The organism is Streptomyces sp. DH12, from assembly GCF_020873895.1.
In the GTDB taxonomy this organism is placed as follows: Bacteria; Actinomycetota; Actinomycetes; order Streptomycetales; family Streptomycetaceae; genus Streptomyces.
The window spans coordinates 1-21,816 of sequence record NZ_JAHWGT010000060.1 but is presented as its reverse complement, the minus strand read 5'-3'; the positions used below and the strand labels follow the sequence as shown (position 1 = coordinate 21,816).

The following is a 21,816-nucleotide window of genomic DNA, read 5'->3' as shown; positions in this document are numbered from 1 at the left end:
CCCCCCGCCCCCCGCCCGTCGGGATCCCGGAGGGGTCAGCTCAGGAAGGGATCGACCGCGACCGCCACGAAGAGCAGCGAGACGTAGGTGATCGACCAGTGGAAGAGCCGCATCTCCTTCAGCTTGGCGCCGGTCTCGCCGGCCCGGGCGCGGTGCTGGAGGGCGTGCGCCTCCCACAGCCACCAGCCGCCGGTCGCCAGCGCCACGGCCGTGTAGAACCAGCCGGTGAAGCCGAGCGGCTGGAGCAGCAGCGACACCCCCACCATGACCCAGCTGTAGAGGACGATCTGCCGTGCCACGACCCGGTTGGAGGCGATGACCGGCAGCATCGGCACGCCGACGCGCGCGTAGTCCTCCTTCACCTTCATGGAGAGCGGCCAGTAGTGCGGCGGCGTCCAGAAGAAGATGACGAGGAAGAGGATGACCGCGGCCCACGACATGGAGTTCGTGACCGAGGACCAGCCGATGAGCACCGGCATGCAGCCGGCGATGCCGCCCCACACGATGTTCTGCGCCGTGCGGCGCTTGAGGATCATCGTGTAGACGACCACGTAGAAGAGGAGGGCGCCGAGGCCGAGCCAGGCGGACAGCCAGTTGACGAACAGCCCGAACCAGAGCGTCGACACCACGCCGAGGACGAGTCCGAAGACCAGTCCCTCGCGGGGCGAGACGATGCCCGTGACCAGGGGGCGCTGCGACGTGCGGTCCATCAGCGCGTCGATGTCCCGGTCGATGTACATGTTCAACGCGTTCGCGCCGCCCGCCGAGAGGTACCCGGCGAAACACGTGTGGATCACGAGCCACAGATCGGGGACGCCCTGTTCCGCGAGGAACATGACCGGCACCGTGGTGATCAGCAGAAGTTCGATGATCCGCGGCTTGGTCAGCGCCACGAAGCCCTTGGCGCGGGCCCCGAATGGCCGATGGGCTGGGCTCGTCCCGAGCACACCGGCTGGACGGGATTCGACGGCCGTCACGCACACCCCTGACAGAGACATCCCTGCGAGCCCGCCCCCGGACGTGATGGGCCGGTCATGGCTCGCGCGTACCACGCCACTGTAGACGTTGCCCATACTCCGTCCTTCGCGGGGGTGGGTCGTGTTGGACCGCCCTGGTGGGAGGGGTGGGCCGGGGGTGCGCAGACGGGCGGCACCCCTACTCGTCGGAGCGCTCGGATGAGCGGTGAACGGGGGGTCGACCGTCGTATGAGCGATCGGATGAGCGGCCTCGCATACAGGTGGTGCACGGCGGCGGTCGCGGGTGGCGACGCCCGGTGAAGAGCCGGAAAATCGGCCCTGGTGACGGGATAGGCTCGGCAGCGGCCGGTGCACCGATGTCATCGGCCCGCGACATGTGGAGAGGAGCCCTGACCGAGGGTGAGCACCAAGCCGACCACCACAGAGTTCGAGTGGACCGCATTGGACCAGCGTGCCGTCGACACCGCCCGTGTCCTGGCCGCGGACGCCGTACAGAAGGTCGGCAACGGCCATCCTGGTACGGCCATGAGCCTGGCGCCGGCGGCGTACACGCTCTTCCAGAAGGTCATGCGCCACGACCCGGCCGACCCGGAGTGGACCGGTCGCGACCGGTTCGTGCTGTCCGCGGGGCACTCGTCCCTGACCCTCTACACCCAGCTGTACCTGGCCGGCTTCGGCCTGGAGCTGGACGACCTCAAGGCGTTCCGCACCTGGGGCTCGAAGACCCCGGGCCACCCGGAGTACGGCCACACCAAGGGCGTCGAGACGACGACCGGCCCGCTGGGCCAGGGCGTCGCCAACGCCGTCGGCATGGCCATGGCCGCCCGGTACGAGCGCGGCCTGTTCGACCCGGAGGCGGCGCCCGGCACTTCGCCGTTCGACCACTTCGTGTACGTCGTCGCCGGTGACGGCTGCCTCCAGGAGGGCATCTCCGCGGAGGCGTCCTCCATGGCGGGCCACCAGAAGCTCGGCAACCTGATCATGCTGTGGGACGACAACCACATCTCGATCGAGGGCGACACCGAGACGGCCGTGTCCGAGGACACGCTGAAGCGGTACGAGTCGTACGGCTGGCACGTGCAGCGCGTCGCGCAGCAGGAGAACGGCGACCTGGACCCGGCCGCCCTGTACGCGGCGATCCAGGCCGCGAAGGCGGAGACGGACCGTCCGTCGTTCATCGCGATGCGTTCGATCATCGCCTGGCCGGCCCCGAACGCGCAGAACACCGAGGCCGCCCACGGCTCGGCGCTGGGCGACGAGGAGGTCGCGGCCACCAAGCGCGTCCTCGGCTTCGACCCGGAGCGGAGCTTCGAGGTCTCCGACGAGGTCATCGCACACACCCGCGAGGCCCTGGACCGGGGCCGCGAGGCCCGCGCCGCCTGGGAGAAGGACCTCCAGGAGTGGCGTACCGCCAACCCCGAGCGCGCCGCCGACTTCGACCGGATCTCCGCGGGCGAGCTGCCCGAGGGGTGGGAGGCGAAGCTCCCCGTCTTCGAGGCGGGCAAGGGCGTCGCCACCCGCGCCGCGTCCGGCAAGGTCCTCCAGGCGCTCGGCGGGGTCATCCCGGAGCTGTGGGGCGGCTCGGCCGACCTGGCCGGCTCGAACAACACGACCATCGACAAGACGTCGTCGTTCCTGCCGGTGGGCAACCCGCTGCCGGAGGCCGACCCGTACGGCCGCACGATCCACTTCGGCATCCGCGAGCACGCGATGGCGGCCGAGATGAACGGCATCGCGCTGCACGGCAACACCCGGATCTACGGCGGCACCTTCCTGGTGTTCTCCGACTACATGCGCAACGCGGTCCGCCTCTCCGCCCTGATGCACCTGCCGGTGACGTACGTGTGGACGCACGACTCGATCGGTCTCGGCGAGGACGGCCCGACGCACCAGCCGGTGGAGCACCTGGCGTCGCTGCGCGCGATCCCGGGCCTGAACGTGGTCCGCCCGGCCGACGCCAACGAGACGGCCCTCGCCTGGCGCGAGATCCTGCGCCGCTGGACCAAGGAGTTCGGCAAGGGCGCTCCGCACGGCCTCGCGCTGACCCGCCAGGGCGTGCCGACGTACGCGCCGAACGAGGGCACCGCCAGGGGCGGGTACGTGCTGGCCGACGCCGAGGGCGGCGAGCCGCAGGTCGTGCTGATCGCCACCGGCTCCGAGGTGCACCTGGCCGTGGAGGCGCGCGAGCGGCTCCAGGAGTCGGGCGTGCCGACCCGCGTGGTGTCGATGCCGTGCGTCGAGTGGTTCGAGGAGCAGGACCAGGGGTACCGGGACTCGGTGCTGCCGCCGTCGGTCACGGCGCGCGTGGCGGTCGAGGCCGGCATCGGTCTGACGTGGCACCGGTACGTCGGTGACGCGGGCAGGATCGTGTCGCTGGAGCACTTCGGTGCGTCGGCCGACGGGAAGCTGCTGTTCCGCGAGTTCGGCTTCACGCCGGAGGCCATCGCCGCCGCCGCCCGGGAATCGCTCGCGGCCGCGGCGCGCTGACGCCAACACAAGCACGTTTAGGGAGATGCAACCCTCATGACAGACGCACTCAAGCGCCTCTCCGACGAAGGCGTCGCGATCTGGCTCGACGACCTGTCCCGCAGCCGGATCACCTCGGGCAACCTCGCCGAGCTGATCGACCAGCAGCACGTGGTGGGTGTCACCACCAACCCGTCGATCTTCCAGAAGGCGATCTCCGAGGGCCACGGCTACGACGTCCAGCTGACCGACCTCGCGGCCCGCAGGGTCACCGTCGAGGAGGCCATCCGCATGATCACGACGGCGGACGTCCGGGACGCCGCCGACATCCTGCGGCCGGTCTTCGACGCGACGCAGGGCCAGGACGGCCGGGTCTCCATCGAGGTGGACCCGCGCCTGGCGCACGACACCCGGGCGACGGTCGCCGAGGCCAAGCAGCTGGCGTGGCTGGTGGACCGGCCGAACACGCTCATCAAGATCCCGGCCACCGAGGCGGGTCTGCCCGCCATCGCGGAGGTCATCGGCCTGGGCATCAGCGTCAACGTGACGCTGATCTTCTCGCTGGAGCGCTACCGCCGGGTGATGGAGGCCTACCTCATCGGCCTGGAGAAGGCCAAGGAGCGGGGCCTGGACCTGTCGAAGATCCACTCCGTGGCGTCCTTCTTCGTCTCCCGCGTGGACACCGAGATCGACAAGCGCCTGGACGGCATCGGCACGGACGAGGCGAAGGCGCTGCGCGGCAAGGCCGCCCTCGCCAACGCCCGGCTGGCCTACCAGGCGTACGAGGAGGTCTTCTCCTCCGAGCGCTGGGCGGCGCTGGACCGGGCGCAGGCCAACCGGCAGCGCCCGCTGTGGGCGTCGACCGGCGTGAAGGACCCGGCGTACAAGGACACGATGTACGTGGACGAGCTGGTCGCTCCGGGCAGCGTCAACACCATGCCGGAGGCGACGCTGGAGGCCACCGCCGCGCGCGGCGACATCCGCGGGAACACCGTCGCCGGCACGTACGAGCAGGCGCGGGCGGACCTGGACGCGCTGGAGAAGCTGGGCATCGGCTACGACGAGGTCGTCCAGCTCCTGGAGGACGAGGGCGTCGACAAGTTCGAGGCGTCCTGGAACGACCTGCTGGCTTCGACCGAGGCGGAGCTCAAGCGCCTCGCCCCCGCGGAGGCGTAGACCTTGCACAGCAGCAATCCGCTGCGTGACGCCGCGGACCGACGGCTCCCGCGCATCGCGGGGCCGTCGGGCCTGGTGATCTTCGGCGTCACGGGCGATTTGTCACGGAAAAAGCTAATGCCGGCCGTCTACGACCTGGCCAACCGGGGGCTGCTGCCGCCGGGCTTCGCGCTGATCGGCTTCGCCCGCCGCGAGTGGCAGGACGAGGACTTCGCGCAGGTCGTGCACGACGCCGTCAAGCAGCACGCGCGCACCCCGTTCCGCGAGGAGGTGTGGCAGCAGCTGATCCAGGGGATGCGGTTCGTCCAGGGCGACTTCGACGACGACACCGCCTTCGAGCAGCTGAAGTCCACCATGGACGAGCTGGACAAGGCGCAGGGCACCGGCGGCAACTTCGCCTTCTACCTGTCCGTGCCGCCCAAGTTCTTCCCGGTCGTCGTCCAGCAGCTGAAGCAGCATGGGCTGGCCGAGCAGAAGCAGGGCGGCTGCTGGCGCCGCGCGGTCATCGAGAAGCCGTTCGGCCACGACCTGGCGTCGGCGCAGGAGCTGAACGCGATCGTCCACGAGGTGTTCACCCCGGACCAGGTGTTCCGGATCGACCACTACCTCGGCAAGGAGACGGTCCAGAACATCCTGGCGCTGCGCTTCGCCAACACCCTCTTCGAGCCGATCTGGAACCGGTCGTACGTCGACCACGTGCAGATCACCATGGCCGAGGACATCGGCATCGGCGGCCGCGCCGGCTACTACGACGGCATCGGCGCCGCCCGCGACGTCATCCAGAACCACCTGCTCCAGCTGCTCGCGCTGACCGCGATGGAGGAGCCCGCCTCCTTCGACGCGGACGCGCTCGCCGCCGAGAAGACCAAGGTGCTGGGCGCCGTGCGGCTCCCCCGCGACCTCGGCGCCTCGACGGTGCGCGGCCAGTACGCGGCCGGGTGGCAGGGCGGCGCGCAGGCCGTCGGGTACCTGGAGGAGGAGGGCATCGACCCCGCCTCCAAGACCGACACGTACGCCGCGATCAAGGTGGAGATCGACAACCGCCGCTGGGCGGGCGTCCCCTTCTACCTGCGGACCGGCAAGCGCCTGGGCCGCCGGGTGACGGAGATCGCGGTCGTCTTCCAGCGGGCCCCGCACTCCCCCTTCGACCACACGGCGACGGAGGAGCTGGGGCAGAACGCCCTGGTCATCCGCGTCCAGCCGGACGAGGGCGTGACCATGCGGTTCGGCTCGAAGGTGCCCGGCACCTCGATGGAGGTGCGGGACGTCTCGATGGACTTCGCCTACGGCGAGTCCTTCACCGAGTCCAGCCCCGAGGCGTACGAGCGGCTCATCCTCGACGTCCTCCTCGGCGACGCCAACCTCTTCCCGCGCGTGGAGGAGGTCGAGCTGTCCTGGCGGATCCTCGACCCGATCGAGCGGTACTGGGACGAGCACGGCAAGCCCGCGCAGTACCAGGCGGGCACATGGGGTCCGGCCGAGGCGGACGAAATGCTCGCACGAGACGGACGGAGCTGGCGCCGGCCATGAAGATCGACCTTACGGACACCACCTCCAGCAAGATCAACAAGGCCCTGGTCCAGGGGCGGCGGGCCATCGGCACGCCCGCCGTGGGCATGGTGCTGACCCTGGTCATCGTCACGGACGAGGAGAACGCCTACGACGCGCTCCGGGCCGCCAACGAGGCGTCCCGCGAGCACCCCTCGCGCAAGCTCGTCGTCATCAAGCGGGTCTCGCGCTCCCCCCGGGACCGGGCGAAGGCCCGCCTGGACGCGGAGGTGCGGGTCGGCGCGGACGCGGGCACCGGTGAGACGGTCATCCTGCGGCTGCGGGGCGAGGTCATCGACCACGCCCAGTCCGTCGTGCTGCCGCTGCTGCTGCCCGACGCGCCCGTCGTGGTGTGGTGGCCGGTGAACGCGCCGACCGACCCCGCCAACGACCCGCTGGGCGCGCTCGCCCAGCGCCGGGTGACGGACACGTACAACTGCGAGGACCCGATCGCCGAGCTGGCGGCGCGCGCCGAGGCGTACACGCCGGGCGACACCGACCTGGCCTGGACGCGGATCACTCCGTGGCGTTCGATGCTCGCCGCGGCCCTCGACCAGATCACCTGCCAGGTGGCGTCGGCCGAGGTGGAGGGCGAGGAGTTCAACCCCAGCGTGGAACTGCTGGCCATGTGGCTGGCGGACCGGCTGGACGTGACGGTGCGCCGCTCGCCGTCGGCGGGCCCGGGGCTGACCGCGGTGCGGCTGGCGACGGACTGCGGGCCGATCGTGCTCGACCGGCCGGACGGCTCGCTCGCCACGCTCGCGGTGGAGGGGCAGCCGAACCGGGCGGTCGCGCTGAAGCGCCGCGAGACGGCCGAGCTGATCGCGGAGGAGCTCCGGCGCCTCGACCCGGACGACACCTACGCGTCGGCGCTGCGCTTCGGCGTAGGCCGGCTGGAGCGCGGGTCGGCGGGCGGCTCCGGCGGTCCGTCGGCCTCCGCGCCCGCCGTGGATCCGGACGCGGAGGCGGCGGCCGACTCGGCTTCCGACTCCGGTACGGGCGCGGGCGCGGAACCGGGTGACGCCGGCAAGGAGGCGGGGCCGGCCGACGGGGCGGGCGCCGCCGCGCCGGCGAAGTCCGCCGCGAAGAAGCCGGCCAGGAAGGCGGCGGCGAAGTGAGCGACCCCCGGCTCGTCGTCCACCGCGACAAGGAGCTGATGGCGCAGGCCGCCGCGGCCCGCCTCATCACCCGGATCGTCGACGCGCAGGCCGACCGCGGCACCGCTTCGGTGGTGCTGACCGGCGGCCGCAACGGCAACGGCCTGCTCGCCGCGCTGCGTTCGGCGCCCGCCCGCGACGCGGTCGACTGGTCGCGGCTCGACCTGTGGTGGGGCGACGAGCGGTTCCTCCCCGAGGGCGACCCCGACCGCAACGACACCCAGGCGCGGGCCGCGCTGCTCGACAGCGTCCCGCTGGACCCGGCGCGGGTGCACACCATGCCGGTGTCCGGCGGCGTCCACGGCACCGACGTGGACGCGGCGGCCGCGGCGTACGCGGAGGAGCTCGCCGCGGCGGTGGGCCCGGACGAGACCGGCGCCGTGCCGGTGTTCGACGTCCTGATGCTCGGCGTCGGGCCCGACACGCACGTCGCCTCGCTCTTCCCGGAGCACCCGGCCGTGCGGGAGACCGAGCGCACGGTGGTGGGCGTCCACGGGGCGCCCAAGCCGCCGCCGACGCGCATCTCGCTGACCCTGCCGGCGATCCGGTCCGCCCGCGAGGTATGGCTGCTCGCGGCGGGTGAGGACAAGGCGCAGGCGGCGGCGATCGCCCTGTCGGGCGCCGGCGAGGAGCAGGCCCCGGCGGCGGGCGCCCGCGGTCGGTCGCGGACGCTGTGGCTGCTGGACGCCGCCGCGGCGGCCCGGCTGCCCCGCGCGCCCCAGCCGGTGCCCTCCCCCTGAGGGAACGTCACCGCACGGTGCAGGCCCGGTCCGCGGAGGTACGCGGTCCGGGCCTGCGCCGTGTCGCGGGCGGTACGGCCCCTCCGCGTCGGCCGACCCCTCGCGCCCCGGCGGTGGAGGGGGAGCGCACGGTCAGTCGGCCGGTTCCAGGAACGGTTCCAGCAGGCCGGGGACGGCGGTGGCCGCGCAGTGCAGGCCCTCGCTCCCGTCCGCGTCGTACACGTGGTAGGCACCGTCCCCGGCCGCCGTGGTCGCCGTGAGCGTGAGGAGCCCGGCGCGGCGCTGGAAGTACGACTGCTTCACGGTCCACCCGATGACGCCCCCGCGTTGGAGGGCGACGGTGGAGCGCCGCACCGTCCCCGCACGCGTCACGAGGTACCCGCCGGCCAGGCCGTGGCCGAGGTTGCGGTAGGCGTCGAGGGCGAGCAGCACCGCCGTCACGGCCAGCACGGGGGCGCAGGCCGCCGCCGTGTACAGCAGGGCCGGGACGCCCAGTGCCGCGCCCAGCCCGGCGAGGACGGCCACGGGTAGCGCCGCCGTGGTCAGCGCCCAGCGCAGCCGCCGGGCACGGGCGGCGCGGGGGTGCGGCGTGAGCCGGGCGCTCGTGGGCGGCACCGGTTCGCGCAGGACGCGCGCGGCGACCTCGTCGGCCCGGGCGCGGGGCACGGCGGGCAGCAGCGACTTGTGGCTGTCGTGCTTGTCGTCCTTCCCCTTGACCAGGCCGGTGGCTATGGCGTCGACCCGGGCGGCGCCGCAGAGCCGCACGCCGAGCGGCTCGACCAGTTCGACGCCGCGCAGCCGGCGCTCCTCCACGGAGAGCGAACGCGCGGTGAGCAGCCCGCGCCGGACGCGCAGGGTCCCGCCGGGCTCGCGCTCCAGCCGGTAGTTCCACCACATCTCGACCCACAGGGCCAGTGCCCCGACGACCCCGGCGAGCAGGGTCGCCGTCACGAGCGTGAGGACGACCCAGACGAGCGGTGTGGTGCGGAAGACCTCCCCGACGCGGTCGATGACCTCGCGTTGCACCCCGAACCACTCGCTGACCTGCATGACGGCGCCGACCGCCGCGCCACCGAGGAGCGGGGCGACGAAGGTGAGCGGCGCGTACCGGATCCAGGACGGGTCCAGGGCGGCCAGTTCGCCGTCGTGGCGGGCGGTGGCGTCCGGTCCGGCGGCGCGGCGGAGCAGTTCCCGGCGCAGCCTCTCCCCCTCGGCCCGGCTGACGGCGTCCAGTTCGAGCGTCGACTCGCCGCCGGCGGTCTTCTCGCCGGTGCCGATGCGGACCTTGACGAGTCCCAGTATCCGCAGCAGCGGATGGGCCGTCAGGTCGACGCTGCGGATGCGCTCGCGGGGCAGCGAGCGGCGCCGCTCGACGACGAAGAGCCGGGCGTGGAGCTCGACCCGCTCGCCGCCGACGCGGTAGCGCGTCCGGTGCCAGCGGACCTGGGCGAGCGCGCCGCCGCCGAGGACGAGGAGCAGGGCGCCCGCGGCCACCACCAGGAGCGCGACCCACCAGGCGAGGACACCGACCAGGCCGAGGAAGGCGGGCAGGGCGCCACCGGCCGCGACGCCCGCGGCCGCCACGGCGGCCACCAGCACCGTACGCCGGTCGAGCCGCCGCCACTCCTCGCTTTCGCCCTCGACCACGCCGTCGCCCGCGCCGATGCCACCACCGCCGCCCTCGTCGACGCCGTCGCCCGCGCCGATGCCACCACCGCGGCCGTCGCCGTGGCTGTCACCGGCCTGCTCGGGGCCCCCGCCCGGGAGCGGGACGCCCTCCCCGCCCACCCCGACCGGGCCACCCGAGGCGGCAGGGCCCCCGGGGGCAGCCGGGCCGTCGGGGTGCGCCTGCCCGCCCGGGTGCGCCGGGCGGTCGGGGTGCGCCGGGTCGTGGCGGTGCGATGGCCCGTCGGGGTGCGCGGTCACGTCGCGTCCCCCGGGGTGTCGCGGGTGATCAGTGTCAGCCGCTCGGCGAGGTCGGCCGCCACCTGGTGGTGGAGGCCCGCCAGTGTGACCGCGCCCTTCGCGGACGCCGTGGTGACCGTGACCGTGGCGAGCCGGAACACCTGCTCCAGCGGCCCGCGTATCGTGTCGACGGTCTGGATGCGGGACATCGGGGCGATCCGCCACTCCTGCCAGAAGAAGCCCGTGCGGACGTAGACGGCCTCGTCCGTGACCTCCCACCGGTGCACCCGGAACCACCAGCGCGGGAAGAACGCGGTACAGGCGAGCCCCACCACCGCCACCGCCCCGGCCAGGGTCAGCAGCCACGTCCTGGCGGGCTCCAGGAAGCCGCCCAGGACGGCGAGGGTGGCCGCCGGCACAGCCGTCGTCAGCAGCCACTGGGCCCGCCACCAGCCGATCGCCCGCGGGTCCAGCGTGTTCCTGGGCGGCCGCAGCCGCACCGCGTTCTCCCCCCGCATCAGGTCACCGCCCCCGCAGCGCCCGGTAGGCGGCGGCGAGCGCCGCGGTGGAGCTGTCGAGCTCCTCCCCGCCCGTGCCCTGCGTCAGGACCGGCTCGATGCGCTTGGCGAGCACCTTGCCGAGTTCGACGCCCCACTGGTCGAAGGAGTCGATGTTCCACACCGCGCCCTGGACGAACACCTTGTGCTCGTAGAGGGCGATCAGCTGGCCCAGCACGGACGGGGTCAGCTCGTCGGCGAGGATGGTGGTCGTCGGGTGGTTGCCGCGGAACGTCTTGTGCGGGACCAGCTCCTCCGGGACGCCCTCCGCCCGTACCTCCTCGGGGGTCTTGCCGAAGGCCAGGGCCTGCGTCTGCGCGAAGAAGTTGGCCATGAGCAGGTCGTGCTGGGCCGTCAGGTCGGGGCCCAGGCCGGCGACGGGCCTGGCGAAGCCGATGAAGTCCGCCGGGATGGTCTTGGTGCCCTGGTGGATGAGCTGGAAGTAGGCGTGCTGGCCGTTCGTCCCCGGCGTGCCCCAGACGACGGGGCCGGTCTGCCAGTCGACCTCGGCGCCGTCCCGGTCCACGGACTTGCCGTTCGACTCCATGTCGAGCTGCTGGAGGTACGCCGTGAACTTGGACAGGTAGTGCGAGTACGGCAGCACCGCGTGCGACTGGGCGTCGAAGAACGCGCCGTACCAGACGCCGAGGAGGCCGAGGAGGAGCGGGGCGTTCTCCTCGGCCGGGGCGGTGCGGAAGTGCTCGTCCACCAGCCGGAAGCCGTCGAGCATCTCGCGGAACCCGTCCGGGCCGATGGCGATCATCAGGGAGAGGCCGATGGCGGAGTCGAAGGAGTACCGGCCGCCGACCCAGTCCCAGAACTCGAACATGTTGGCCGTGTCGATGCCGAAGTCCCCGACCTTGCCGGCGTTCGTCGACAGGGCCACGAAGTGGCGGGCGACGGCCTCAGGCCCGGCCTTCAGCTCGCCGAGGAGCCACTCACGGGCCGAGGTGGCGTTGGTGATGGTCTCGATGGTGGTGAACGTCTTCGACGCGATGACGAAGAGCGTCTCCTCCGCGTCGAGGTCGTGGAGCGCCTCGTGGAGGTCGGCGCCGTCCACGTTCGAGACGAAACGGAACGTCAGGTCGCGCCGGGCGAAGGAGCGCAGCGCCTCGTAGGCCATCGCCGGACCGAGGTCGGAGCCGCCGATGCCGATGTTGACGACGTTCTTGATGGGCTTGCCGGTGTGGCCCTTCCACTCCCCCGAGCGGATCCGCTCGGAGAAGGCGGCCATCCGGTCGAGGACGGCGTGCACGCCGGGCACCACGTCCTCGCCGTCGACCTCCACGACGGTCCCGCGCGGTGCGCGCAGCGCGGTGTGGAGGACGGCGCGGTCCTCCGTGGTGTTGATCTTCTCGCCGCGGAACATCGCGTCCCGCAGCTCCGCCACCCCGGTGGCCTCGGCCAGCCGGCGCAGCAGCGTCAGCGTCTCGTCCGTGACGAGCTGCTTGGAGTAGTCCAGATACAGGTCGCCGACCCGCAGGGTGTAGCCGGTGCCGCGCTCGGGGTCGGCGGCGAACAGCTCGCGCAGGTGCGTCCGGCCGAACCGCTCGCGGTGCTCGGCCAGGGCGGCCCACTCGGGCGTGCGGTCCAGCCTCGGGCGGCTGCTTTCTGCGTTCATGTTGGACATCAGCCCACTTCTTCTCGTACCTGCCTGCTTGCCCCGCTGCCCTTCCAACCTAATTGATCTGACGGCCCCCAACGGACTTGTCCACAGGCCGAAAAACCGCCCGGGTGCGCGGAGCCCGGCCCCGCCGCGGCGCCCGGGCGCGCTTGGCCGCCCCGGGTACAGGCGACGCGGGCGTCCCCCGGTACACGCGACGCGGGCGTCCCCGGGTACACGAAAAGGGCCCCGCTCGCGGGGACCCTCTCGGGTCTCGCGGGCAGGGCCCGTGCTGCGGGTGCGGGGAGAACGCTCAGATCTCGCCGCGCAGTTTGGCGAGCGCCTCGGCCAGGATCGCCTCGCCGTCGGCGTCGCTGCGCCGCTCCCGCACGTACGCCAGGTGCGTCTTGTAGGGCTCGGTGCGCGGCGGGTCCGGCGGGTTGTCCCGGTCCTGACCGGCCGGGAAGCCGCACCGGGGGCAGTCCCACGTGTCGGGGACCTGTGCGTCACTGGCGAAGCTCGGCTGCGTCTCGTGCCCGTTGGAGCACCAGAAGGAGATGCGGAGCCGGGGCGCGGACTCACCGCGCTCGGCCTCCCCCATCGGCCCCGCTCCGACCCGGCTTCCCCGGATCGCGTTGCCACTTGCCACGGTCGTCACTCCCTGCGTGATGGTGCTCGAGGATGCCCCAGTCTACGTAAGGCCCAACGCACGTCCAGTGACGGGAGTTACCCGCCGCCCGAAGGCGGGACGCGGTCGCGGGACGGCCCGGTCAGCCGTCCAGCTTGATGAGCAGGCCCACGACGACGATGCAGGCGACCCAGAGCAGGGCGATGACGACGGTGATGCGGTCGAGATTGCGCTCGGCGACGGAGGAGCCGCCGACGGAGGACTGCATACCGCCACCGAACATGTCGGAGAGACCGCCGCCCTTCCCCTTGTGCATCAGCACCAGCAGCATCAGCAGCAGGCTGAACACGATCAGGGCGATCGAGAACCCCATAATCACGGCTGGACCCTACTTCCTGGCAATTCTCAAGGACTGGATGGACGACGGGGGCCCCGGCCGACGAAAAGCCCGGGCCCCCGCAAGGGTACGACGATTCCGCCCTACCGCATACTCACTGGTCGCGGAAGCGGACGATCTTGACGAACTCCTCGGCGTCCAGTGCCGCGCCGCCGACGAGGGCGCCGTCGACGTCGGGCTGCGCCATGATCGCGGCCACGTTCGAGGCCTTCACGGAGCCGCCGTACTGGATGCGGACCTTGTCGGCCAGCTCCTGGGAGTACAGCTCGGCCAGGCGACCACGGATGGCGCCGCAGACCTCCTGCGCGTCCTCGGGCGTGGCGACCTCGCCGGTGCCGATGGCCCACACCGGCTCGTAGGCGATCACGACGGACTCGGCCTGCTCGGCGGGGACGTCCTTCAGTCCGCCGTCGAGCTGGGCGAGGGTGTGGGCGACCTGCTCGCCGGCCTTGCGGACGTCGAGGCCCTCGCCGACGCAGAGGATCGGGGTCAGGCCGTGCCGGAAGGCCGCCTTCACCTTGTCGTTGCAGATCGCGTCGGTCTCGCCGTGGTACTGGCGGCGCTCGGAGTGGCCCACGGTGACGAAGGCGCACTTCAGCTTGGCCAGCATCGCGCCGGAGACCTCGCCGGTGTACGCGCCGGAGTCGTGGGCGGAGAGGTCCTGGGCGCCGTACTTGATCCGCAGCTTGTCGCCGTCCACCAGGGTCTGCACGGAGCGCAGGTCGGTGAAGGGCGGCAGCACGGCGACCTCGACGGCGTCGTGGTCCTTGTCGGTCAGGGCGAAGGCGAGCTTCTGGACGTGGGCGATGGCCTCGAGGTGGTTGAGGTTCATCTTCCAGTTGCCCGCCATCAGCGGGGTGCGTGCGGTCACGGTGGTTCAGTCCTCCAGTGCGGCGAGGCCGGGAAGCGTCTTGCCCTCGAGGTACTCGAGGCTCGCGCCGCCGCCGGTCGAGATGTGGCCGAATGCGTTCTCGTCGAAGCCCAGGGTGCGGACGGCCGCGGCGGAGTCGCCGCCTCCGACCACGCTGAAGGCCGGGGAGTCGACGAGCGCCTGGGCGACGGCCTTGGTGCCCTCGGCGTAGTCGGGGTGCTCGAAGACGCCCATGGGACCGTTCCAGAAGACGGTCGCGGCGTCGGCGAGCTTCGCGGCGTAGAGCTCGCGGGTCTTCGGGCCGATGTCCAGGCCCTCCTGGTCGGCCGGGATGGCGTCCGCGGCGACCGTGGTGGGGTGGGCGGGGGCCTTGGTCTTCAGGTCGGGGAACTCCGGGGAGACCAGGACGTCGACGGGGAGGACGAACTCCACGCCGCGCGCCTCGGCCCGGGCCAGGTACTCCCGGCACGCCGGGACCTGGTCCTCCTGGAGCAGGGAGATGCCGACCTCGTGGCCCTTGGCCTTGAGGAAGGTGTACGCCATGCCGCCGCCGATCAGGATGCGGTCGGCCCGCTCCAGCAGGTGGTCGATGACGCCGAGCTTGTCGGAGACCTTGGCGCCGCCGAGGACCACCGCGTACGGCCGCTTCACGTCGTCGGTGAGCTTGCGCAGGACGCCGACCTCGGTGGCGATGAGGTGGCCGGCGTAGGCGGGCAGCAGCTTCGGCAGGTCGAAGACCGAGGCGTGCTTGCGGTGCACGGCACCGAAGCCGTCGCCGACGTACACGTCGGTGAGGGCGGCGAGGCGGGCGGCGAACTCGGCGCGCTCGGCGTCGTCCTTCGACGTCTCGCCCGGGTTGAAGCGGAGGTTCTCCACGACGGCCACGTGGCCCGGCTCCAGGGCGGCGACCGCGGCGTGCGCCTCGCTGCCGACGGTGTCGCCGGCGAACGCCACGGGCGCGCCGAGCAGCTCGGCCAGGCGCGCGGCGGCGGGCCGGAGCGAGAAGGCCGGGTCGGGGGCGCCCTTGGGGCGGCCGAGGTGCGAGGCCACGACCACCTTGGCGCCGGCGTCGGTGAGCGCCTTGACGGTGGGCAGGACGGCGCGGATGCGGCCGTCGTCGGTGATGGTCGTGCCGTCGAGCGGCACGTTGAGGTCGGCGCGTACGAAGACCCGCTTGCCGTCGACCCCTTGCTGGAGAAGTGCGTCGATCGTCTTCATCGGTTGGTGCTCCTTGGAGAGACTTCGGTCGGCGCAAGCGTCAGGGCCCGTACAGCGCGGCGTTGCGCTGCCCGAGCCCTGTGCTCACATCGAGGTGCCCGCCCTGCTGTCTATCAGAGCCGGCCGCCCACGAAGACGGTGAGGTCGACCAGGCGGTTGGAGTAGCCCCACTCGTTGTCGTACCAGCCGACGACCTTGACCTGCTTGCCCTGGACCATCGTCAGCGACGAGTCGAAGGTGCAGGAGGCAGGCCAGTTGACGATGTCGGAGGAGACGATCGGGTCCTCGGTGTAGTCGAGGACGCCCTTCAGCTGGCCCTCCGCGGCCTTCTGGAAGGCGGTGTTGATCTCGTCCCTGGTGACCTCGCGGTCCAGCTCCAGGACGAGGTCGGTGACCGAGCCGGTCGGGACGGGGACGCGCATCGCGATGCCGTCGAGCTTGCCCTTGAGCTGCGGGAGGACCAGCGCGGTGGCCTTGGCGGCGCCCGTGGAGGTCGGGATGATGTTCTCCGCGGCGGCGCGGGCGCGGCGCAGGTCCTTGTGCGGGAAGTCCAGGATGCGCTGGTCGTTGGTGTAGGCGTGGACCGTCGTCATCATGCCCTTGACGATGCCGAAGTTCTCGTCGAGGACCTTGGCCATCGGCGCCACGCAGTTGGTGGTGCAGGACGCGTTGGAGATGACGTGGTGGTTGGCCGCGTCGTACTTGTCCTGGTTGACGCCCATGACGATGGTGATGTCCTCGTCGCTGGCCGGAGCCGAGATGAGGACCTTCTTGGCGCCGCCGGCGATGTGCTTCTCGGCGTCGGCCTTCTTGGTGAAGATGCCGGTCGACTCGATGACGATGTCGACGCCCAGCTCGCCCCACGGGATGTCGGCGGGGTTGCGCTCGGAGAGCACCTTGACGGTGTGGCCGTCGACCGTGATCGTGTCGGCGGTGTGGCTGACGTCCGCCTTCAGGCGGCCCATGATGGTGTCGTACTTCAGCAGGTGAGCGGTGGTCGCGGTGTCACCCAGGTCGTTGACAGCCACGATCTCGATGTCTGCACCCTGCTCCAGCAGCGCGCGGAAGTAGTTACGACCGATGCGGCCAAAGCCGTTGATGCCTACGCGGATCGTCACGAACCGATCTCCTCGTTGGTACGCCGGCTCGATGCCGGCGAGCTGTATTGGGATGTCCCCGACCGCTTACGACCCTACCCCGCTCGGGCCCGCGCAGTGACATCGAGCGCACCCGTACGACGACGCCCCCGCAACCTACCGACGGGTAGCTCGCGGGGGCGTACGGCAACCCCCGCCGGGCGCCCGGAGGTCGGGGCCCGGCGGGGGTCGGAGGCGTCGTGCGGGGCGGCTCGTCAGCCGACCAGGCCGTCGGCCATCTCCTCGGACAGGTTGGACTCCGTGCCCGGGATGCCGAGGTCCTGGGCGCGCTTGTCGGCCATGGCGAGGAGGCGCCGGATGCGGCCGGCGACGGCGTCCTTGGTCAGCGGCGGGTCGGCCAGGGCGCCGAGCTCCTCCAGGGAGGCCTGCTTGTGCTCCATGCGCAGCCGGCCCGCCGCCGCGAGGTGCTCGGGCACCTCCTCGCCGAGGATCTCCAGGGCGCGCTGCACGCGGGCGCCGGCCGCGACGGCCGCGCGGGCCGAGCGGCGCAGGTTGGCGTCGTCGAAGTTGGCCAGCCGGTTGGCGGTGGCGCGGACCTCGCGGCGCATCCGCCGCTCCTCCCAGGCCAGTACCGAGTCGTGCGCGCCGAGCCGGGTCAGCAGCGCGCCGATCGCGTCGCCGTCGCGGACCACGACCCGGTCCACGCCCCGCACCTCGCGCGCCTTGGCCGGGATCGAGAGCCGGCGGGCGGCCCCCACCAGCGCGAGCGCGGCCTCCGGGCCGGGGCAGGTGACCTCCAGCGAGGAGGACCGGCCCGGCTCGGTGAGCGAGCCGTGCGCCAGGAACGCGCCGCGCCAGGCGGCCTCCGCGTCACAGGTGGCGCCCGACACGACCTGCGGGGGCAGCCCGCGGATGGGGCGGCCGCGGCCGTCCACCAGGCCGGTCTGCCGCGCCAGCTGGTCCCCGCCCGCCACCACCCGCACCACGAACCGGGAGCCGCGCCGCAGCCCGCCCGGGGCCATGACGATGAGCTCCGAGCCGTGTCCGAAGATCTCCGCGATGTCCCGCTTCAGGCGGCGTGCCGCCATCGCCGTGTCCAGCTCGGCCTCGATCACGATCCGGCCGCTCACCAGGTGCAGGCCGCCGGCGAACCGGAGGATCGACGACACCTCGGCCTTTCTGCAGCAGGTGCGGGTGACGGGGAGCCGGGAGATCTCGTCCTTCACCGCTGCCGTCATCGCCATGGGCCGATCCTTCCATGCATCCGAAAAATACGGTCGTACGCGGCGGCCAGCTGCTCCGGGTCGTGCTTGGGCAGGCCGTCCTTCCTGGCCACCGGGGCCAGTTCGACCGCTGCGCCGAGCCGCTTCGCGGCATCCGCCAGCGACTCGCGGTCAGGTACGGCGGCCTCGTCGGCCAGCACCACGTCCAGGGCGAGTTTAGGGGCGTGTCGGGCCAAAACCTCCAAATGACGCTGCGGAGAGAACCCGGCGGTTTCGCCGGGTTGCGGCGCGAGGTTCAGTGAGAGCACCCGGCGGGCCTTCGTCTCGACCAGCGCGTCGAGCAGCTCGGGCACCAGCAGGTGCGGGATCACGGAGGAGAACCACGACCCCGGACCGAGGACCACCCAGTCGGCGTCGAGCACGGCGGCGACCGCCTCGGGCACGGCCGGCGGGTCGTGCGGCACCAGGTGCACCGACTGCACCTCGCCGGGCGTGAGCGCCACGGTCGCCTGGCCGCGGACGGTGTCGACGTCCTCGGGGCGCGCCGGATCGTGCCCCCTGACCAGGGCCTGGAGCTCCAGGGGCACGGCGGACATCGGCAGCACCCGGCCGTGCGCGCCCAGCAGCCTGCCCACCAGGTCGAGTGCCTGGACGTGGTCGCCGAGCTGCTCCCACAGGGCGACGATCAGGAGGTTGCCCACGGCGTGCTCGTGCAGGTCGCCCTGGGACTGGAAGCGGTGCTGGATGACCCGGGCCCAGGTCTGGCCCCAGTCGTCGTCACCGCAGAGGGCGGCGAGCGCCTTGCGCAGGTCGCCCGGGGGCAGCACGCCGAGCTCCTCGCGGAGCCGGCCGCTGGAGCCGCCGTCGTCGGCGACGGTGACCACGGCGGTCAGGTCGCCGGTGATCCGGCGCAGGGCGGCGAGGGAGGCGGACAGGCCCATGCCCCCGCCGAGCGCGACGACCTTCGGCTGCGTGCCGCGTCTGCGCAGCGCGCGAGCCGACAGGGTGCTCGCGCGCCGCGGATACGGGCGCCTCACTCGCGCCCCATGTCCCGGTGCACGACGACGGTCTCGACCCCTTCCGAGGCGAGCCGGGCGGCGAGCTTCTCGGACATGGCGACCGAGCGGTGCTTGCCGCCCGTGCAGCCGACGGCGATGGTCACGTACCGCTTGCCCTCGCGGCGGTAGCCGGCGGCGATCAGTTCGAGCAGCTCGGTGTACCGGTCGAGGAACTCCTTGGCGCCCGGCTGGTTGAAGACGTAGCCGGACACCTCCTCGTTCAGGCCGGTGTAGGGACGCAGCTCGGGCACCCAGTGCGGGTTGGGCAGGAAACGGCAGTCGACGACCAGGTCGGCGTCGACGGGCAGGCCGTACTTGTAGCCGAAGGACATCACCGTGGCCCGCAGCTCCGGCTCCTCGTCGCCGGCGAACTGGGCGTCCATCTTGGCGCGCAGCTCGTGGACGTTGAGGCTGGAGGTGTCGATCACCAGGTCGGAGTCGCCGCGCAGCTCGCGCAGCAGGTCCCGCTCGGCGGCGATGCCGTCGACGATGCGACCGTCGCCCTGCAGCGGGTGCGGGCGGCGCACGGACTCGAAGCGGCGCACGAGCGCCTCGTCGGACGACTCCAGGAAGACGATGCGCCGGGTGACCTGCTTGGCGTCCAGGTCGGCGAGCGACTCGCGCAGGGCGTCGAAGAACTGCCGGCCGCGGACGTCGACGACGACGGCGATCCGGGCGACGTTGCCCTGGGAGCGGGCACCGAGCTCCACCATGGTGGGGATCAGGGCGGGCGGGAGGTTGTCGACGACGAACCAGCCGAGGTCCTCCAGGCACTTCGCGGCGGTGCTGCGTCCGGCGCCGGACATGCCGGAGATGATCACCAGCTCGGGGATGGCCGCCTCGGCGGCCTCGCCGGCCTCGATCGTCGTGCCCGTACTCACGTCTGCTGCTCCGTCCTCTGCTCTGTCGTCGTGGGCGGTGTGGTCATTCATGTCCGGATCCCCGTCCATGCGTGGTCCCCCCGTCGTCGTCTTCAATGATCTCTCCTGTCGCCGTGTTCACGGCGGGAGCGGCCGGGGCGGCCTGGGCGAGCGCCACGGCGACCGCCTCGGCGGTCTTGCGGCCGAACCCCGGAACCTCGCAGATCTGGTCGATTGTCGCCTGCCGGAGTCGTTTCACCGAACCGAAATGCTTGATCAACGCCCGTTTGCGCGCGTCACCGAGGCCCGGGACGTCGTCCAGGGGGCTGGTGCGCAGGCGCTTGGCGCGCTTGCTCCGCTGGTAGCGGATGGCGAAGTCGTGCGCGGTGTCCCGGACCCGCTGGAGGAGGTACAGCCCCTCGCTGGTGCGGGGCAGGACGACCGGGTCGTCCTCGCCGGGCAGCCAGACCTCCTCCAGGCGCTTGGCCAGGCCGCAGACGGCGACGTCGTCGATGCCGAGCTCGTCCAGGGCGCGGCGGGCCGCCTCCACCTGGGGCCTGCCGCCGTCGACGACGACGAGCTGGGGCGGGTAGGCGAACTTCCGCGGCCGGCCGTCCTCCTCGGCGGCCACCGCGTCGAGCTCCTCGACCGTGATCCCGGCGGCCGGGGGCGTGAGGCCGTCGGTCGTGAGGCCGTCGGCCGGGGACGCGAGGCCGGCGGCCGGGAGGCCGTCGGCGGGGGCCGGGGCGCCGTCGGCCGCGGTGGGGGTCTCGCCGTCGCCGCCCACCCACTCGCCGGTCCTCTCCTTCTCCGCGAGGTAGCGCCGGAAGCGGCGGCTGACCACCTCGTGCATGGAGCGGACGTCGTCCTGCCCCTGGCCGTGCCAGACCTGCGTGTCCCCGACGCGGCCCTTGATCTGGAAGCGGCGGTACTCGCTCTTGCGGGGCAGCCCGTCCTCGAAGACGACCATGGAGGCGACGACGTCGTCGCCCTGGAGGTGGGAGACGTCGAAGCACTCGATGCGCAGCGGGGCCTCGTCCAGGCCGAGCGCGTCGGCGATCTCCTCCAGGGCCCGGGAGCGGGTGGTGAGGTCGCTGGCACGCTTGGTCTTGTGCAGTACGAGGGCCTGCTGGGCGTTGCGCCCGACGGTCTCCATCAGGTCCTTCTTGTCGCCGCGCTGCGGGATGCGCAGGGACACCTGGGAGCCGCGGCGGGCGCCGAGCCACTGGGTGACGGCGTCGAGGTCCTCGGGGAGGGCCGGGACGAGGACCTCCTTGGGCACGGCGTCGCCGCTCTCCTCGCCGTACAGCTGCTGGAGGGCGTGCTCGACGAGGCCGGCGGTGTCGACCGCCTCCACCTTGTCGGTGACCCAGCCGCGCTGGCCGCGCACGCGCCCGCCGCGGACGTGGAAGATCTGGACGGCCGCCTCCAGCTCGTCCTCGGCGACGGCGATGAGGTCGGCGTCGGTGGCGTCGGCGAGGACGACGGCGTTCTTCTCCATGGCCCGGCGCAGGGCGCCTATGTCGTCGCGGAGGCGGGCGGCCCGCTCGTACTCCATGTCGTCGGCCGCCGCCATCATGTCCTTCTCCAGGCGGCGGATGTACGTGCCGGTCCGGCCGGCCATGAAGTCGCAGAACTCCTCGGCCAGTTCGCGGTGGTCCTCGGGGGTGATGCGGCCCACGCACGGGGCGGCGCACTTGCCGATGTACCCCAGCAGGCAGGGGCGGCCGGTACGGGTGGCGTTGCGGAACACGCCGGAGGTGCAGGTGCGGACGGGGAAGACGCGCAGGAGCAGGTCGACGGTCTCGCGGATGGCCCACGCGTGCGCGTACGGCCCGAAGTAGCGCACGCCCTTCTGCTTGTGGCCGCGCATGACCTGGACGCGGGGGAACTCGTCGCCGAGGGTGACCGCGAGATACGGGTAGCTCTTGTCGTCGCGGTACTTGACGTTGAAGCGGGGGTCGTACTCCTTGATCCAGGAGTACTCCAGCTGGAGGGCCTCCACCTCCGTGGAGACCACCGTCCACTCCACGGACGCCGCCGTGGTGACCATCGTCCGGGTGCGCGGGTGCAGGCCGGCGAGGTCCTGGAAGTAGCTGCCGAGGCGCTGGCGCAGGGACTTGGCCTTGCCGACGTAGATCACCCGGCGGTGTTCGTCGCGGAACTTGTAGACCCCCGGCGAGTCGGGGATCTGTCCCGGCTTGGGGCGGTAGCTGGAGGGGTCGGCCATACCTGACACCCTACTGGCGCCCGCCGACAGCCCGGGGCGGAGCGGTGGTGGTCGCGGCGGGGGCGGGGGGCGGCGCGGGGCCGCCGGGCCGGGCCGGTCGGTCGG

At 72.4% G+C, this 21,816-nt stretch carries 18 protein-coding genes; 5 read left to right on the top strand and 13 right to left on the bottom strand.

Features of this window, described 5'->3' with window-relative positions; translation table 11 throughout:
* Positions 1-35: 35 nt before the first annotated feature.
* Positions 36-998, bottom strand: coding sequence for a heme o synthase (locus LPA54_RS31905; protein WP_228984265.1), 963 nt, complete (start codon positions 996-998; stop codon positions 36-38).
* A gap of 378 nt (positions 999-1,376) precedes the next feature.
* Between LPA54_RS31905 and tkt the strand changes: the two genes are divergently transcribed.
* From tkt to pgl, 5 genes are read left to right on the top strand one after another with little or no spacing between them, the layout of a single operon-like run.
* Positions 1,377-3,464, top strand: a complete 2,088-nt coding sequence (tkt, locus tag LPA54_RS31900; protein ID WP_228984264.1) for a transketolase — start codon at positions 1,377-1,379, stop codon at positions 3,462-3,464.
* A gap of 36 nt (positions 3,465-3,500) precedes the next feature.
* Positions 3,501-4,619, top strand: a complete 1,119-nt coding sequence (tal, locus tag LPA54_RS31895) for a transaldolase (protein WP_228984263.1) — start codon at positions 3,501-3,503, stop codon at positions 4,617-4,619.
* 3 nt (positions 4,620-4,622) lie between these two features.
* A complete protein-coding gene (gene zwf / locus LPA54_RS31890; RefSeq protein ID WP_228984262.1) occupies positions 4,623-6,149 on the top strand; it encodes a glucose-6-phosphate dehydrogenase in 1,527 nt (508 codons plus the stop codon).
* Complete coding sequence (gene opcA, locus LPA54_RS31885; RefSeq protein WP_228984261.1) at positions 6,146-7,285, top strand: glucose-6-phosphate dehydrogenase assembly protein OpcA; 1,140 nt, start codon at positions 6,146-6,148, stop codon at positions 7,283-7,285. The genes zwf and opcA overlap by 4 nt, the downstream gene beginning before the upstream one ends.
* Positions 7,282-8,064: a 6-phosphogluconolactonase gene (pgl, locus tag LPA54_RS31880; RefSeq protein ID WP_228984260.1), complete on the top strand. Its 783-nt coding sequence runs from the start codon at positions 7,282-7,284 to the stop codon at positions 8,062-8,064. The genes opcA and pgl overlap by 4 nt, the downstream gene beginning before the upstream one ends.
* A 132-nt stretch (positions 8,065-8,196) precedes the next feature.
* Here the strand turns inward: pgl and LPA54_RS31875 are convergent, their stop codons facing one another.
* The 12 genes from LPA54_RS31875 to uvrC all read right to left on the bottom strand — a co-directional run bounded on the left by LPA54_RS31875 (position 8,197) and on the right by uvrC (position 21,711).
* Positions 8,197-9,711 carry a PH domain-containing protein gene (locus LPA54_RS31875; protein WP_228984267.1) on the bottom strand — a complete coding sequence of 505 codons (1,515 nt, stop codon included), beginning with the start codon at positions 9,709-9,711 and terminating at the stop codon, positions 8,197-8,199.
* Positions 9,712-9,986: 275 nt separating this feature from the next.
* Entirely contained in the window at positions 9,987-10,487 is a 501-nt protein-coding gene (locus LPA54_RS31870) for a PH domain-containing protein (RefSeq protein ID WP_228984259.1), read from the bottom strand.
* Between the two features lie 4 nt (positions 10,488-10,491).
* Positions 10,492-12,147: a glucose-6-phosphate isomerase gene (pgi, locus tag LPA54_RS31865; RefSeq protein ID WP_228984266.1), complete on the bottom strand. Its 1,656-nt coding sequence runs from the start codon at positions 12,145-12,147 to the stop codon at positions 10,492-10,494.
* Positions 12,148-12,442: 295 nt separating this feature from the next.
* Positions 12,443-12,778 carry an RNA polymerase-binding protein RbpA gene (locus tag LPA54_RS31860; RefSeq protein WP_003957010.1) on the bottom strand — a complete coding sequence of 112 codons (336 nt, stop codon included), beginning with the start codon at positions 12,776-12,778 and terminating at the stop codon, positions 12,443-12,445.
* Positions 12,779-12,899: 121 nt separating this feature from the next.
* The gene (gene secG / locus LPA54_RS31855) at positions 12,900-13,136 is read right to left on the bottom strand and encodes a preprotein translocase subunit SecG (protein WP_228984258.1); all 237 of its coding nucleotides are present in this window, start codon (positions 13,134-13,136) and stop codon (positions 12,900-12,902) included.
* A gap of 112 nt (positions 13,137-13,248) precedes the next feature.
* Entirely contained in the window at positions 13,249-14,025 is a 777-nt protein-coding gene (gene tpiA / locus LPA54_RS31850) for a triose-phosphate isomerase (RefSeq protein ID WP_228984257.1), read from the bottom strand.
* A gap of 6 nt (positions 14,026-14,031) precedes the next feature.
* Positions 14,032-15,243: a phosphoglycerate kinase gene (gene pgk / locus LPA54_RS31845; protein ID WP_228984256.1), complete on the bottom strand. Its 1,212-nt coding sequence runs from the start codon at positions 15,241-15,243 to the stop codon at positions 14,032-14,034.
* A 113-nt stretch (positions 15,244-15,356) separates the two neighbouring features.
* Positions 15,357-16,361 (bottom strand): type I glyceraldehyde-3-phosphate dehydrogenase, encoded by a 1,005-nt coding sequence (gap, locus tag LPA54_RS31840; RefSeq protein WP_228984255.1) that lies wholly within the window; start codon positions 16,359-16,361, stop codon positions 15,357-15,359.
* Between the two features lie 233 nt (positions 16,362-16,594).
* Complete coding sequence (gene whiA / locus LPA54_RS31835; RefSeq protein ID WP_228984254.1) at positions 16,595-17,584, bottom strand: DNA-binding protein WhiA; 990 nt, start codon at positions 17,582-17,584, stop codon at positions 16,595-16,597.
* On the bottom strand, positions 17,575-18,600 hold the full coding sequence (yvcK, locus tag LPA54_RS31830) for a uridine diphosphate-N-acetylglucosamine-binding protein YvcK (protein ID WP_228984253.1): 1,026 nt from the start codon (positions 18,598-18,600) through the stop codon (positions 17,575-17,577). Before yvcK ends, whiA begins: the two co-directional genes overlap by 10 nt.
* Positions 18,597-19,553: an RNase adapter RapZ gene (gene rapZ / locus LPA54_RS31825; RefSeq protein WP_228984252.1), complete on the bottom strand. Its 957-nt coding sequence runs from the start codon at positions 19,551-19,553 to the stop codon at positions 18,597-18,599. The genes yvcK and rapZ overlap by 4 nt, the downstream gene beginning before the upstream one ends.
* Complete coding sequence (gene uvrC / locus LPA54_RS31820) at positions 19,546-21,711, bottom strand: excinuclease ABC subunit UvrC (RefSeq protein WP_228984251.1); 2,166 nt, start codon at positions 21,709-21,711, stop codon at positions 19,546-19,548. Before uvrC ends, rapZ begins: the two co-directional genes overlap by 8 nt.
* Between the last annotated feature and the right edge of the window lie 105 nt (positions 21,712-21,816).